Annotated in this window: 4 protein-coding genes; 3 read left to right on the top strand and 1 reads right to left on the bottom strand. The window is 74.2% G+C overall.

Translation table 11 applies throughout. The features are described 5' to 3' along the window. Positions 1-28: 28 nt before the first annotated feature. From ACZ4XD_RS09295 to ACZ4XD_RS09285, 3 genes are read left to right on the top strand one after another with little or no spacing between them, the layout of a single operon-like run. Positions 29-7,903, top strand: coding sequence for an amino acid adenylation domain-containing protein (locus ACZ4XD_RS09295; RefSeq protein WP_468039804.1), 7,875 nt, complete (start codon positions 29-31; stop codon positions 7,901-7,903). Further along, complete coding sequence (locus tag ACZ4XD_RS09290) at positions 7,903-13,599, top strand: amino acid adenylation domain-containing protein (RefSeq protein ID WP_468039802.1); 5,697 nt, start codon at positions 7,903-7,905, stop codon at positions 13,597-13,599. The genes ACZ4XD_RS09295 and ACZ4XD_RS09290 overlap by 1 nt, the downstream gene beginning before the upstream one ends. After that, complete coding sequence (locus ACZ4XD_RS09285) at positions 13,596-14,375, top strand: aspartate/glutamate racemase family protein (RefSeq protein ID WP_468039800.1); 780 nt, start codon at positions 13,596-13,598, stop codon at positions 14,373-14,375. The genes ACZ4XD_RS09290 and ACZ4XD_RS09285 overlap by 4 nt, the downstream gene beginning before the upstream one ends. Here the strand turns inward: ACZ4XD_RS09285 and ACZ4XD_RS09280 are convergent. Beyond that, positions 14,312-15,091 carry a thioesterase II family protein gene (locus ACZ4XD_RS09280; protein ID WP_468039798.1) on the bottom strand — a complete coding sequence of 260 codons (780 nt, stop codon included), beginning with the start codon at positions 15,089-15,091 and terminating at the stop codon, positions 14,312-14,314. The genes ACZ4XD_RS09285 and ACZ4XD_RS09280 overlap by 64 nt on opposite strands. Between the last annotated feature and the right edge of the window lie 178 nt (positions 15,092-15,269).

Here is a 15,269-nt window from a genome sequence, read left to right as displayed (position 1 = left end):
AGTTCCTGAAGGAGTCCCTTTGTTCCCCATGTCGTTCGCCCAGCGCCGGCTGTGGTTCGCGTTCCAGCTGGAGGGACCCAGCCCGACGTACAACTGCCCGCTGTACGTGCGCCTGTCGGGCGAGCTGAACCGGGACGCGCTGGTGGCCGCGGTCGCGGAGGTGACCGGCCGGCACGAGGTGCTGCGGACCCGCTTCGCGGAGGAGGCCGGTGAGCCCTGCCAGGTGGTGCTGTCCCCCGAGGACGGGCGCCCGGAGGTCCGGTTCGTGGAGCTGGCCGGGGAGGAAGCGCTGACCGGGGCGCTCGCGGAGCAGGCGCGCCACTGCTTCGACCTCACCGCCGAGGTGCCGCTGCGGGTCACCCTCTACCGGGTCGCCGAGCGGGAGCACGTACTGCTGCTGCTGATGCACCACATCGCGGCCGACGGCTGGTCGATGGCGCCGCTGGCCCGCGATCTGTCGGAGGCGTACGCGGCCCGGTGCGCGGACGCCGGACCACAGTGGGAGCCGCTGCCGGTCCAGTACGCCGATTACGCGCTGTGGCAGCAGGACGTGCTGGGCTCCGAGGACGACCCGGAGAGCCTGCTGTCGGAGCAACTCGCTTACTGGAAGCAGCAGTTGGCGGGCGCGCCGGAGCTCCTCGAACTGCCGCTGGACCATCCGCGTCCGGCGGTGGCGAGCCACCGGGGCGCGACCGTGCGCTACACCCTGGACGCGGACCTGCACCGGCGGCTGGTGAAGCTGGCCCGCGGGTGCGACGCCACGGTCTTCATGGTCGTCCAGGCCGGGCTCGCGGTCCTGCTGTCGCGGCTGGGGGCCGGGCGGGACATCCCGGTCGGTACCGCAGTGGCGGGCCGTACGGACGAGGCGCTGGACGACCTCGTCGGCTTCTTCGTCAACACCCTGGTGCTGCGCACCGATCTCTCCGGTGACCCGACCTTCCGCGAACTCGTGGCCCGGGTCCGGGACACCGACCTGGCCGCCTACGCCCACCAGGACGTGCCCTTCGAGCGGGTCGTCGAGGAGGTCAACCCGGGCCGGTCGCTGTCGCACACCCCGCTCTTCCAGGTGCTGCTGACCCTGCAGAGCAACGCGGACAGCACCTTCTCCCTCCCGGGTGTCGAGGCGTCCTTCGGCGATGTGGCGACCGGGGTGGCCAAGACCGATCTCACCTTCTACCTGGAGGAGCGGTACACCCCCGAGCAGGCCCCGGCGGGCATGGTCGGCGAGATCCAGTACGCCGTGGACCTGTTCCGGGAGGAGAGCGCCGAGATCCTGGCGCAGCGGCTGATACGGGTGCTGGACGCGGTGACCGCGGCCCCGGACCGGGCCGTGAGCCAGGCTCCGGTGCTCGACGCGGCCGAGCACCACCAGCTGATCGTGGAGCGCAACGCGACCGGCCACCCGGTCCCGCCGGCCACGATGCCGGAGCTCTTCGACACCTGGGTGGGCACCGATCCGCAGGCGCCCGCCGTGGTGTTCGAGGACCTCGTGCTGAGCTATGCGGAGGTGGCGGAGCGGGCGAACCGGCTGGCCCGGCTGCTGATCCGGCACGGCGTGGGCCCGGAGCGGGTGGTGGCGCTCGCCGTGCCGCGCTCACCGGAGATGGTGGTGGCCGCGCTGGCGGTGCACAAGGCGGGCGGGGCGTATCTGCCCGTCGACCCGGAGTACCCCGCCGAGCGGATCGCCTACATGCTCGACGACGCCCGCCCCACCTGCCTGCTCACCGTCGGCGGCGTCGCCCTGCCCGAAACCGGCTGCCCCCGCCTGCTCCTGGACGACCCCGCCGTCGTCGCCGAGCTGACCGAGCTGCCCGCCACCCCGCTCGGCCCCCGCGCCCTCCTCCAGCACCCCGCCTACGTCATCTACACCTCCGGCTCCACCGGCCGCCCCAAGGGCGTCGAGGTCACTCACGCCGGAGTGGCGTCGCTGGCGGCCACCCACGCCGAGGCCTTCGCGGTCGGACCCCGGTCCCGGGTGCTCCAGTTCGCCTCGCTGAGCTTCGACGCCGCGGCCTGGGAACTGATCATGGCGCTGACCACCGGCGCCGCCCTCGTGGTGGCCCCCGCGCCCCGGCTGGCGCCCGGCGAACCGCTGGCCCGGCTGCTGGCGGAACAGCGGGTCACCCATGCCACGCTGCCGCCCGCCGCGCTCGGCGTGCTCGGGCCGGACGGCCTGCCGGACGGGATGACGCTGGTCGTGGCCGGCGAGGCCACCGCCCCGGAACTGGTGGGGCGCTGGTCGGCCGGCCGGCGGATGGTGAACGCCTACGGCCCGACCGAGGCCACCGTCTGCGCCACCATGAGCGAACCGCTGTCGGGCGCCCACGTGCCGCCGATCGGCGGCCCGATCCGCAATGCCCGGGTCTATGTCCTGGACGCCGCGCTGCGCCCGGTGCCCGCGGGGGTCGCGGGCGAGCTGTATGTCACGGGTTCGGGGCTCGCGCGGGGCTATCTCGGGCGGCCGGGGCTGACGTCGGAACGGTTCGTCGCCGATCCGTACGGCGCCCCGGGCGGCCGGATGTACCGCACGGGCGACCTGGCGCGCTGGCGTACCGACGGCCAGCTGGAGTTCCTGGGCCGCACCGACCACCAGGTCAAGATCCGGGGCTTCCGCATCGAACTCGGCGAGATCGAGGCCGCGCTGAGCGCCACCGGGCGGGTGGCCGAGGCGCTGGTCACGGTGCATGAGGACGCGGCCGCCGGGCGCCGGCTGGTGGCCTATGTGACGGCCGCGGGCGGTGCGGACGCACCCGACCCGGCGGCGCTGCGGGAGCTGGTCGCGGACTCGCTGCCGGACTACATGGTCCCGTCCGCCGTGGTCGTCCTGGAGCGGTGGCCGCTGACGCCCAATGGCAAGGTGGACCGGGGCCAACTGCCCGCTCCTGACTACGCCGCGCACGCGGAGAGCGGCGGCCGGGCGCCCCGTAACGCCACCGAGGAAACCCTCACCGCGCTCTTCGCCGAGGTCCTGGGCCTGCCCGCGGTCACCATCGACGACAGCTTCTTCCACCTCGGCGGCCACTCCCTGCTCGCCACCCGCCTCCTCAGCCGGATCCGCACCGCCCTGCACGCCGAGATCCCGCTCCGCGCGCTCTTCGAGCACCCCACCGCCGCCGCGCTCGCACCTCACCTCACCGGCGCCCACACGGCCCGCACCCCCCTCGCGGCCGCCGACCCACGCCCGGCGCACCTCCCCCTCTCCCCCGCGCAGCGCCGCCTCTGGTTCGCCTACCAACTCGAAGGCCCCAGCCCCACCTACAACATCCCGCACGCCCTGCGCCTGACCGGGCCGCTCGACCACGCCACCCTCACCGAGGCCCTCGCCGACCTCACCGACCGCCACGAGACCCTGCGCACCCGCATCACCGAGCACGAGGGGGAGCCCCGGCAGACCGTCGTCCCCGCCGACCAGGCGCGCCCCGGCCTCCCCCTCGTCCCCACCACCGAGGACCAACTCCCCCAGCACCTCGCCGACCAGGCCGCCCACGCCTTCGACCTCACCCACGAGAACCCGCTCCGCGCCACCCTCTACCGCCTGGGCGAACACGACCACGTCCTGCTGCTCCTCCTGCACCACATCGCCGCCGACGGCTGGTCCATCGCCCCGCTCCTCACCGACCTGTCCACCGCCTACACCGCCCGCCACCGGGGCACCGCCCCCTCCTGGCGGCCCCTCGCCGTCCAGTACGCCGACTACACCCTGTGGCAGCGGGAGGTGCTGGGCTCCGAGGACGACCCGGACAGCCTGATAGCGGAGCAACTGGACTACTGGCGCGCTCAGTTGGCGGGCGCCCCGGAGCTGCTGGAGCTGCCACTCGACCACCCCCGGCCCGCCGTCGCCTCCCACCGGGGCAGCACGGTCGGGCTGGCCGTCGACGCCGAGGTGCACCAGGGGCTGGTCGCGCTCGCGCAGGCCACGGACTCCACGCTGTTCATGGTGCTGCACACGGCGGTCGCCGCGCTGCTGTCGCGGCTCGGCGCGGGCACCGACATCCCGCTGGGCACCGCCGTCGCCGGACGCACCGACGACGCCCTCGACGACCTCGTCGGCCTGTTCATCAACACCCTGGTGCTGCGCACCGATGTCTCCGGAGACCCGACCTTCCGCGAACTCCTCACCCGGGTCCGGGACACCGACCTGGCCGCCTACGCCCACCAGGACGTGCCCTTCGAGCGCGTCGTCGAGGCGGCGCGGGTCTCCCGGGTGCTCTCGCACATCCCGCTCGCCCAGGTGATGCTGCACCTCCAGAACAACGCGGAAGCGCCGGGCAGCCTGCACGACGGCGTGCGGATGGCGACCGAGCCGACCACGCTGGAGGCGGCCAAGTCCGATCTTTCCTTCGGGCTGCGCGAGCGGTTCACCGAGGCCGGTGCGCCCGCGGGCCTGACCGGCTCCCTGGAGTACGCCGAGGACCTCTTCGGCCGCGACGGGGCGCGGGCGATCGCCGAGCGGCTGGAGCGGATGCTGACGGCCGCCGCGGCCGCACCGGACCGCCCCGTGAGCGAGGCCGACCTGCTGGCGCCCGGCGAACGGCAGCTGCTGCTGGTGGAGTGGAACGGCACCGCCGGGGAGGCGGCCCCGGCCTCGCTGCCGGAGCTGTTCGAGGCACAGGTGGCACGTACCCCCGATGCCGTGGCGGTGGCGTACGAGGGCGCGTCGCTGACATACCGCGAGCTCAACGCGCGGGCGAACCGGCTGGCCCGGCTGCTGGTGGCGCACGGCGCCGGCCCGGAGCGCTTCGTGGCACTCGCCCTGCCGCGGACCGCCGAGCTGGTCGTGGCGCTGCTGGCGGTGGTGAAGTCCGGGGCGGCGTATGTCCCGGTGGACCCGTCCTATCCGGCGGACCGGACCGCGTACATGCTCGCCGACTCCGGCCCCGAGCTGCTGCTGAGCACCGCCGGGGCCGCGGCCGGACTGCCGGAGTCCCGGCCCCGGACCCTGCTGCTGGACGACCCCGGCACCGTCCGTGCGCTGGCGGGGTACGACGACGGCGATCTGACCGACGCGGACCGCGGCGGCCCGCTGTCGCCGTCGAACGCCGCCTATGTCATCTACACCTCGGGCTCCACGGGCCGCCCCAAGGGCGTCGTCGTCCCGCACCGCAATGTGGCGCGGCTGTTCGCGGCGACCGAGGAGTGGTTCGGCTTCGGCCCGGACGACGTGTGGACGCTGTTCCACTCGTACGCCTTCGACTTCTCGGTGTGGGAGCTGTGGGGTCCGCTGCTGTACGGCGGCCGTCTGGTCGTGGTGCCGTACGCGGTGAGCCGCTCCCCGGAGGACTTCCTGCGGCTGCTGGCCGACGAGCGGGTGACGGTCCTCAACCAGACGCCGTCGGCCTTCTACCAGCTGATGCAGGCCGACGCGGACCACCCCGACCTCGGTGCTCAACTGGCCCTGCGCCGCGTCGTGTTCGGCGGCGAGGCGCTGGATCTGGGCCGGATGGCCGAGTGGTACCGCCGCCACGGGGACACCGCGCCGGTCCTGGTGAACATGTACGGGATCACCGAGACCACCGTGCACGTCAGCCATCTGCCGCTGGACGAGCGGGCGGCGGCCGGGCAGACCCGGAGCCTGATCGGCCGGGGCATCCCGGATCTGCGGATTTATGTGCTGGGCGACCGGCTGGAGTTGCTGCCGCCGAACGTGCCCGGCGAGATGTATGTGGCGGGCGCCGGACTGGCCCGCGGCTATCTGCACCAGCCGGCGCTCAGCGCCGGGCGGTTCGTGGCCGACCCGTTCGGCCCGCCGGGCTCCCGGATGTACCGCACCGGTGACGTGGCCCGCTGGACCGCCGACGGGCAGCTCGAATACCTCGGGCGCGCCGACGACCAGGTGAAGGTGCGCGGTTTCCGGATCGAACTCGGTGAGATCGAGGCCGCGTTGGAGTCACATCCGGCGGTGGCGCAGGCCCGGGTGATCGTCCGGGAGGACGGGCCCGGCGAGAAGCGGCTGGTCGGCTATGCGGTCCCGGAGGCCGGGCCGGGCGGGCTGCCCGCCGCGGGCGTGCTGCGCGAGCACCTGTCCGGCGCGCTGCCGGACTACATGGTCCCGGCCGCCGTCGTCGCCCTGGACGCCCTGCCGCTGACCGCCAACGGCAAGCTCGACCACAAGGCGCTGCCCGCGCCCGAGTACACCGGCAGCACCACCGGGCGGGCTCCGCGCACCGCCCGCGAGGAGACCCTGTGCCGGGTCTTCGCGGAGGTGCTCGGCATCGCGCACGCCGGGATCGACGACAGCTTCTTCGAGCTCGGCGGGGACAGCATCAGCTCCATCCGGCTGGTCTCCCAGGCCCGGGCCGCGGGGCTGGACGTGACGGTCCGGCAGGTCTTCGAGTGCCGTACGGCCGCCGCGCTCGCCGCCGTCGCCACCGAGACCGCCCAGGACGCCGGACCGCGCCCGGCGGACGACGGTGTGGGTGACTTCCCGATGACGCCGATCATGCACTGGCTGTACGAGCAGGAGGGACCCACGGCGGGCTTCAACCAGTCGGTGACGGTCCGGGTCCCGGCCGGGCTGGGGCAGCAGCGGCTCACCGACGCCGTACAGAGCTGGCTCGACCATCACGACGTGCTGCGGCTGCGGATGGCCCGGGACGGGGACGGCGCGGGGCGGCCCACGGTCGGCGCCCCCGGGTCCGTCACCGCGGACTCCGTCCTGCGCCGGGTGGAGATCGCCGGGCTGGCCGCCGACGCCCGGGACCTGGCGCTCGCCGAGCACGGGGAGAAGGCCCGGCTGCGGCTCTCCCCGCACGACGGCTCGGTGATCCAGCTCGTCTGGTACGACGCCGGGGACGCGGCACCGGGGCTGCTCCAGATCCTGATCCACCACCTCGCGGTGGACGGTGTCTCCTGGCGCATCCTGCTGCCGGATCTGCGGACGGCATGGGAAGCCGCCGCGGACGGGCGGGTACCGGCGTTCGCCGAGGTGCGCACCTCGTTCCGCCAGTGGGCACAGAGGCTGAACGAGAGCGCGCAGCAGCCCCGTTGGGCGGACGGCCTCGGGGTGTGGACCTCGGTCCTGAGCGACCCGGCGGCGGCCGCGCTGCCCGGCGTACGGCCGGTGGACCCGCGGACGGACACCGCGGAGACCGTGCGCCATCTGACGCTCGCACTGCCGCCGGAGCGCCTCGAACCGCTGCTGACGACGGTCCCGGCCGCCTTCCACGCGAACGTGAACGACGTCCTGCTGACCGGCTTCGCGCTCGCCGTCCTGGAGTGGCGCCGCCGGCGCGGCGACCGCTCGGCGGCGGGTGTCCTGGTCGACCTGGAGGGCCACGGCCGCGAGGACATCCTCGAAGGCGCGGACCTGTCCGCCACCGTCGGCTGGTTCACCAGCCTCTACCCGGCGCTGCTGGCCCCCGCGGCCGTCGACTGGACGGAGCTGCGGGCGGGCGGCCCCGGCGTGGGCGCGGCCCTGAAGGCGGTCAAGGAGCAGCTGCGCGCGCTGCCGGGCAACGGGGTCTCGTACGGCATGCTCCGCTACCTCAACCCGCGCACCGCGCCCCAGCTCGCCGGACTCCCCGTCCCCCGCCTCGGGTTCAACTACCTGGGCCGGTTCGCGGCGGCGGGCGGGAGCGACGGCGAGCTGTGGACCATGGCGAACGGTCTGCCCTCCCCCGCCCCGCGGGACGCCGGGGCCGCGGTCCCGCACGCGCTGGAGGTCAACGCCCTCACCGAGGACCTGCCCGGCGGGCCGCGGCTGAACGCCACCTGGTCCTGGCCGGCCGGCCTCCTCCCGGAGCCGGCCGTGCGCGAACTCGCCGAGCTCTGGTTCGAGGCGCTGGACGCCCTGGTCGTCCACACCTCCGGCGCCGAAACCGGCGGTCACACACCCTCCGATCTCTCCCTCGGGCTCTCCCAGGACGAGATCGACGCACTTGAAGCAGAACTGGGGATGCTCTGATGAAAAAGCAGTCCGCGCTGGAAGACGTCCTTCCGCTGACGCCGCTCCAGGAAGGGATGTTCTTCCACTCCTGGTACGACGACGAGGCGGTCGACGTCTACGGCGTCCAGATGGTCCTCGCCCTCGACGGACCGCTGCGCCCGGACCTGCTCAAGGCATCGGTGGCGGCGCTCCTCAAGCGTCACCCCAACCTGCGGGCGGGCTTTAGGCAGCGGGCGAACGGCCAGCCGTTCCAGGTGATCCACCGCGAGGTGCCGCTCCCCTGGGAGGAACTCGACCTCACGGCACAGGACGACGCCCCGGAGCGGCTGGCGGAGTTCCTCACCGCCGACCGCGCCCGCCGCTTCCCGCTCGACCGCCCGCCGCTGATGCGGTTCACCCTGGTGCGGCTCGGGCCCGACCGGCACCGGCTGGTGCTCTCCAACCACCATCTGCTGCTGGACGGCTGGTCCACCCCGATCCTCGTACGGGAGCTGTTCACCCTGTACGAGCACGGGGGCGACGACCGGGCCCTGCCGCCGGTCGTGCCGCAGCGCAGCTACTTCAGCTGGCTGGCCGCCCAGGACGACGCCGGATGCGAGCGGGCCTGGCAGCAGGCGCTCGACGCGCTGCCCGGCCCCTCGCTGATGGCGCCCGCCGACCCGGGCCGGGTGCCGGTCGCACCGGAGCGGGTGGTGGCCGCGTTCCCCGAGGGCTTCGGCGGGGACCTCGAACACTTCGCCCGGCAGCGCGGGCTGACCGTGAACACCCTGGTCCAGGGCGCCTGGGCGGTGGTCCTCAGCCGGCTCACCGGCCGCGACGACGTGGTCTTCGGAACCCTGGTCTCCGGCCGCCCGCCGGAGGTCGCCGGGATCGAGTCGATGGTCGGGATGTTCATCAACACCGTCCCGGTCCGGGTACGGCTCGACGCGGGCGCCCCGGTCGCGGACAACCTCGCACGGCTCCAGGACGAACAGACCGCGCTGCTCAGCCGGCACCACCTCAGCCTGGCCCGGATCCAGCGGCTGGCCGGGACCGGCGATCTCTTCGACACCTTCCTGGTGTTCGAGAACGCTCCCGGGGACGACGGCACCCGGCCCTCGTACGCGGGGGTGCGGGTCGAGGTCGCCGAGGGCCATGACTCCGCGCACTACCCGCTGCGGGTGGTCGCCGGTCTCACCGGGCAGCGGCTCCAGATCGAGCTGGAGTACCGTCCCGACCTCTTCGACCGGGACGAGGCGGCGGCCGTACTCGGCGCGCTGGAAGGCGTCCTGGGCGAGATCGTGGCCGGTCCCGGGCAGCCCGTGGCCGGCCTCGCCTGCCCGCTGCCGGCCGCCTTCCGGCGACTGGACGCCGCCGCCCCGGCTCCCGGGCCGGACACCGACGACGGCACCGAGGTGCTGCCCCCGGTCGCCAGGACGGCGTTCTCGGCCACCGAGGAGATCCTCCGCGGCCTCTTCGAGAGCGTGCTGGGCCGCCCCTGCCCGGGGGTCGACGACAGCTTCTTCACGCTGGGCGGGCAGTCGCTCACCGCGATCCGGCTGCTCAGCCGGATCCGCGCGGCCTTCGGCGTGGAGCTGCCGGTGCGGTCCGTCTTCGAGTCGCCGACCGTGGCCGGGCTGGCCGCCCGGCTGGCGCAGGCGGACACCACCCGCCCGGCCCTGGTGCGGGCCGTGCGCCCGGACCGGCTGCCGATGTCGTACGCCCAGCGCGGTCTGTGGTTCGCCTTCCAGCTGGAGGGCACGAGCCCGACGTACAACATCCCGCTGCCGCTGCGGCTGCGCGGAACGCTGGACCGGGACGCGCTGCGGGCCGCGGTGGGCGATGTGATCGAGCGGCACGAGGCGCTGCGCACCCGCTTCGCCGAGGTGGCCGGCGCGCCCTGCCAGATCGTGCTCCCCGTCGGGGAGGCGCGCCCGGAGCTGGAGTATGTGACGCTCGACGGCGAGGAGCAGCTGGCCGCCGCCCTGGCCGAGCGGACCGGGTGCGGCTTCGACCTGGCCGGGGAACTCCCGCTGCGGGTCACCCTGCTGCGGATCTCGGACCGGGAGCATGTGCTGCTGCTCCTCATGCACCACATCGTGAGCGACGGTTCCTCGCTGGCGCCGCTGGTCCGGGATCTGTCGGTGGCCTACGGGGCGCGGCTGCGGGGCGGCGTGCCCCGGTGGCAGCCGCTGCCGGTGCAGTACGCCGACTACGCGCTGTGGCAGCGGGAGCTGCTGGGCGCCGAGGACGACCCGAAGAGCGTGCTGGCGCAGCAACTCGCTTACTGGCGTGAGCAGTTGACGGGTGCGCCGGAGCTGCTGGACCTGCCGCTGGACCGTCCCCGGCCCGCGGTCGCCAGTCACCGCGGGGCGACCGCGCCGTTCACCCTGGACGCCGCGACGCACGAGCGGCTGGTCGAGCTGGCCCGGCGGTGCGATGCCACGGTCTTCATGGTGCTCCAGGCCGGCCTCGCGGTCCTGCTGTCGCGGCTCGGCGCGGGCAGCGACATCCCGGTCAGCACCGTGGTGGCGGGGCGCACCGACGAGTCGCTGGAGGAGCTGGTCGGCTACTTCGTCAACAACCTGGTGCTGCGCACCGATGTGTCCGGCGACCCGACCTTCCTGGAGCTGCTGGGGCGCGTCCGCGAGACCGATCTGGCCGCGTACGCACACCAGGACGTGCCCTTCGAGCGGGTCGTCGAGACGGTCAACCCCACCCGGACGCTGTCCCACGCACCGCTCGCCCAGGTGGCGCTGATCCTCCAGAACACCGGCAGCACCACGCTCGAACTGCCGGGCCTCGACGTCTCCTTCGAGGGCGAGGCCGAGGGGGCCGCCAAGGTCGACCTCGCGTTCAACCTGAGCGAGTCCCGTACGGCCGAGGGCCGCCCGGCGGGGATCGGCGGTCTGCTGGAATTCGCCGCTGACCTCTTCGACCCGGCGACCGCCCGGCTGCTCACCGCACGTCTGGCCCGGGTGCTGGCCGATGCCTGCGCCGGCCCCGAGCTGCCGGTCAGCCGCCTGGCGGTGCTCTCCCCCGACGAGCGCGACGCCCTGCTCCAGGACGGGCCGCACCGGCGCCCGGCCCCGCCGGCCGCCACCTTCGCCGAGCTCTTCGAGCGCCAGGTGCACAGCGCCCCGGACCGTCCCGCGCTGGAGACGGACGGCGTGCTCAGCTACGCGGAACTCAACGCGCGGGCCAACCAGTTGGCGCGGCTGCTGGCCGCGCGGGGCGCGGGCCCCGAGCGTGCGGTCGCGGTCGCGCTGCCGCCGTCCGGGCACCTCGTGGAGGCCGTCCTCGCCGTGCAGAAGACCGGTGCGGTCTATCTGCCGCTGGACCCGGGCTATCCGGCCGAGCGGCTGACCGCCATGGTCGCGGACGCCGAGCCCGTGCTGCTGCTGACCACGGCCGCGCTCGCGGACCGGCTGCCGCAGACCGGTGCGGTGCCGGTGCTGCTGGTGGACGACGCCGCCACCGCTGCCGCGTGCGCCGCGCTGTCCGGCGCCGACCTGACCGACGCCGAGCGGACCGCCCCGCTGCGGCTCGACCACCCGGCGTACACCATCTTCACCTCCGGCACCACGGGCCGCCCCAAGGGCGTCGTGGTCACCCACACCGGGCTGGCCGCGTTCGCCGCCAACCAGGCCGCGCACTACGGCGTCGGGGAGGGCAGCCGGGCGCTCCAGCTCGCCTCGCCCAGCTTCGATGTCTCGGTGGCGGAGTTCTTCTGGTCGCTGCTGTGCGGCGGGTGCCTGGTCGTACCGGAGGGCACTCCCACGGGCGCGGAGCTGGTCGAGGTGCTCCGGGAGCGCCGGATCAGCCATCTGATGATCCCGCCGTCGGTGCTGGCCGAAGTGCCCCGGACCGCACTGCCGGAGCTGCGGGTGATGATCACCGGTGCGGAGGTGCTGCCCGCGGAGCTCGCCGGGTTCTGGGGCCGGGACCGGACGCTGATCAACGCCTACGGCCCCACCGAGGCCACCTGCGATGTCAGCTTCGCGATCCGTGACCCGCGGACCGCGGACGGCACCGCGGTCATCGGGCGGCCGATCGACGGCGCCCGGGTGTATCTGCTCGACGCGGCCCTTCAGCCGGTGCCCTCCGGTGTGGTCGGCGAGCTGTATGTCTCCGGCACCGGCGTGGCCCGCGGGTATCTGCACCAGCCGGCGGTGACCGCGGACCGCTTCGTCGCCGACCCGTTCGGCGCCCCCGGCTCCCGGATGTACCGCACCGGAGACCTGGCGTACTGGGACGGCGAAGGACAGCTCCGCTTCTGCGGCCGGGCCGACAGCCAGGTCAAGGTGCGCGGCTTCCGGATCGAACTCGACGAGGTGCAGACGGCGGTGAGCCGGTGCGCCGGGGTGGGCCGCGCCGTGGTGACCGTCCGCGAGGACCGGCCGGGCGACCGCCGTCTGGTGGCGTACGTCCAGCAGGCGCCGGACGCACCGCCGTTGAGCCCGGCGGCCGTACGGGACGAGACCTCCAGGCTGCTGCCCTCGTACATGACGCCCTCGGCGTTCGTCGTCGTCGACAGCTGGCCGCTGACGCCGAACGGCAAGCTCGACCACCGGGCGCTGCCGGCGCCCGCCCCGGTCACCGGCCGCTCCACCCGGCCGCCGGCCTCCCCGCAGGAGGAGCTGCTGTGCCGGCTCTTCGCGGAGGTCCTGGGGGCCGAAGAGGTCGGCGTGGACGACAACTTCTTCGAGCTGGGCGGGCATTCGCTGCTGGCCACCCGGCTGGTGAGCCGGCTCGCGGCGCTGCTGGGCGGCGCCCCGGCGCTGCGCGATGTGTTCGCCGCGCCGACCCCGGCCCGGCTCGCCGCCCAGCTCGACGGCGGCGGCAGCAGCGCGTTCGAGGTGATGCTGCCGCTGCGCACGGCGGGCCGCACCGCGCCGCTGTTCTGTGTGCACCCGGTCGCCGGATTCAGCTGGCGCTACGCGGCGCTGCTCGGCGCCCTGAGCACCGACCACCCGGTGTACGCCCTGCAGTCCCGGGGCCTGGACGGCACGGAAGCGCCCGCCCCCTCCCTCGACGCGATGGCCGAGGACTACGTCCGCGAGATCCGCCGGGTGCAGCCCGAGGGCCCGTACCACCTGCTGGGCTGGTCGCTCGGCGGAATCATGGCGCATGCGGTGGCCACCGCGCTCCAGGCACAGGGCCAGGAGGTGGCGCTGCTCGCCGTGCTCGACGCCTACCCGGCACCGGCCGACGGCCCCGGCAGCGGCGGCCCCGAGGAGATCCTCACGCAGATGTACGAGGGCTACGCCGGGATCTACGGCCTGCCCGAGGGCGCCTCGCCGGAGCTGCCGGACACCGAGGTGATGCGGGCCCGGATCACCGACTGGCTGGGCCGCGGCGAGAGCGAGCTGCGCCATCTCGACGACGCGCAGCGGGCCGTGGCGCTGGACATCATGGTGAACAACGTGACGCTCACCAACGTGCGCCGGCTCGACCGGTTCCGCGGCACGATGCTGCTGGTGGTGGCCACGCAGAAGCAGCAGGAGTGGACCAGCCCGCAGGCGTGGAAGGAGTTCCTCGACGGCGAGCTGGAGATCCACGAGGTGGACTGCGAGCACGCCAGGATGCTGGAGCCGGAGCCGGCCGCGGACATCTGCGCCGTCCTCGCGCCGCGGATCGCCGGGACGGGGAGCGCCGGGCCGGGGAGCGCCGGGCCGGGGAGCGCCGGGCCGGGAGGCGCCACGGCCGTCACGGCGCCGGGGAGCACCCGATGACCACCCCGGTGCTCCCCGCCGCGGGAGTCCTCGGCGTCCTGGGCGGCATGGGCCCGCTCGCCTCGGCCGAATTCCTCCGGACGCTGTACGCGGGCGAGTGGCACGGTCCTGAGCAGTCCCGCCCGCGGGTGCTGCTGGACTCCGACCCGGCCTTCCCCGACCGCACCGAGGCCATCCGGCAGGGCAGGGCCCGGGAGATGACCGAGCGGCTGGAGGACCGGCTGGCGCAACTGCTGGAGCGGGGCGCCGATCAGGTGGTCGTGCTGTGCTTCACGGCGCACCACTTCCTCCCGCTGGTCGATCCGGTGCTGCGCGGGCGGGTGGTGTCCCTGGTGGAGACCACGGCGGCCGAACTGGCCGGTGCCACCGGCCGGTTCCTGATGCTGTCCACGGAGGGCAGCCGCCGGGCGCGGATCTTCGAGTCGCAGCCCGGCTGGGACGCCGTGGCCCACCGGGTCGTGCGCCCCGACGAGGACGCGCAGGCCCGGGTCCACCGGCTGATCTACCGGATGAAGCGCCACGGCCCGCTGCCGCACGAGGCGCTGCCGGAAGTGGAGCACCTCATGCGGCGCCATGACTGCACCGGCGTCGTGCTGGGCTGCACCGAATTCCATCTGGTGTCCCGGGAGCTGACGGAACGGTACGGCCCGGACCGGACGGTGGACGCGTTGCGCACCCTCGCGGTCCGCTTCTCGGCGGGTCTTCCGGCCCCTCAGCCGCTGGTGAGCAGCCTGCCCACCTCGGCCACCAGAGAGGGCGCCCGCTCCAGCAGATAGAAGTGGTCCCCGGGGCGGACCCGCAGCCCGAAGTCCCCCTCGGTCACCTCCGCCCAGGCCCGCATGTCCGCCTCCTGGACATGCGGGTCCCGGTCGCCGAGCAGGGCGGTCACCGGCACCCCGAGCCGGGGCAGCGGAACGGGCGGCCGGTAGTCGTCGATCAGCCGGTAGTCGGCGCGGATGGCGGGCAGCAGCAGCTCCCGCAGATCCGGGTGGTCGAGGGCGGCGGAGAACGTCCCGCCGAGCGCCATGACGTCGGCCACCAGCACCTCGTCGCTCTCCCGGGAGATCCCGGAGGGCCGCAGCCGGGACGGTGCGCTGCGGCTGGAGACCAGCAGCCGGCGCAGCACCCGCCCGTGCCGCCGCTCGATCCGCAGCGCCACCTCGTGCGCGACCGACGCCCCCATGCTGTGTCCGAAGAAGGCCAGCGGCCGGTCCAGGGCGGGCCCCAGCTCCTCGGCGATCCGGCCGGCGAGCTCGTCCATCGTCTCGACGGAGGGCAGCGCTATCCGGTCCTCCCGGCCGGGATAACAGACCGCGACGACCTCGATATCCGCCGGCAGCCACTGCGGCCAGTCCCGGAAGAAGCTGGCCGCGCCGCCGGCGTGCGGAAAGCAGACCAGCCGCAGCCGGGGGTCCGGCACCGGCCGGGGACGGCGGAACCACTCCTGGTCAAGGGCGCGCTGCGCGCCCCTCGCGGCACGGGAAACAGTCATGGTCAACCCTTCGGGGAGATACGGCACAGGGGAGCTACGACCGGGGCCGGACTCGGCCGGGGACGCTAGCGGAGGCCCCTATCGACGCCGTATCAAGACCCCGACGGCCCCACGGAACCAGCCAGGAATCCCACCAGGAAACCGGCCGGGAATAACGACACAATGACGCGGCGATTGC

The sequence above is a fragment of the Streptomyces sp. NPDC029466 genome, from assembly GCF_055574515.1.
Note: the sequence above shows the minus strand (reverse complement) of the source record. Positions and strands in the feature narration are given on the sequence as shown.

What these genes read in the sequence shown, in the direction of transcription:
- ACZ4XD_RS09295 (WP_468039804.1), top strand. Translation starts at nt 29, where the DNA reads ATGTCGTTCGCCCAGCGCCGGCTGTGGTTCGCGTTCCAGCTGGAGGGA.
- ACZ4XD_RS09290 (WP_468039802.1), top strand. Translation starts at nt 7,903, where the DNA reads ATGAAAAAGCAGTCCGCGCTGGAAGACGTCCTTCCGCTGACGCCGCTC.
- ACZ4XD_RS09285 (WP_468039800.1), top strand. Translation starts at nt 13,596, where the DNA reads ATGACCACCCCGGTGCTCCCCGCCGCGGGAGTCCTCGGCGTCCTGGGC.
- ACZ4XD_RS09280 (WP_468039798.1), bottom strand. Translation starts at nt 15,091, where the DNA reads ATGACTGTTTCCCGTGCCGCGAGGGGCGCGCAGCGCGCCCTTGACCAG.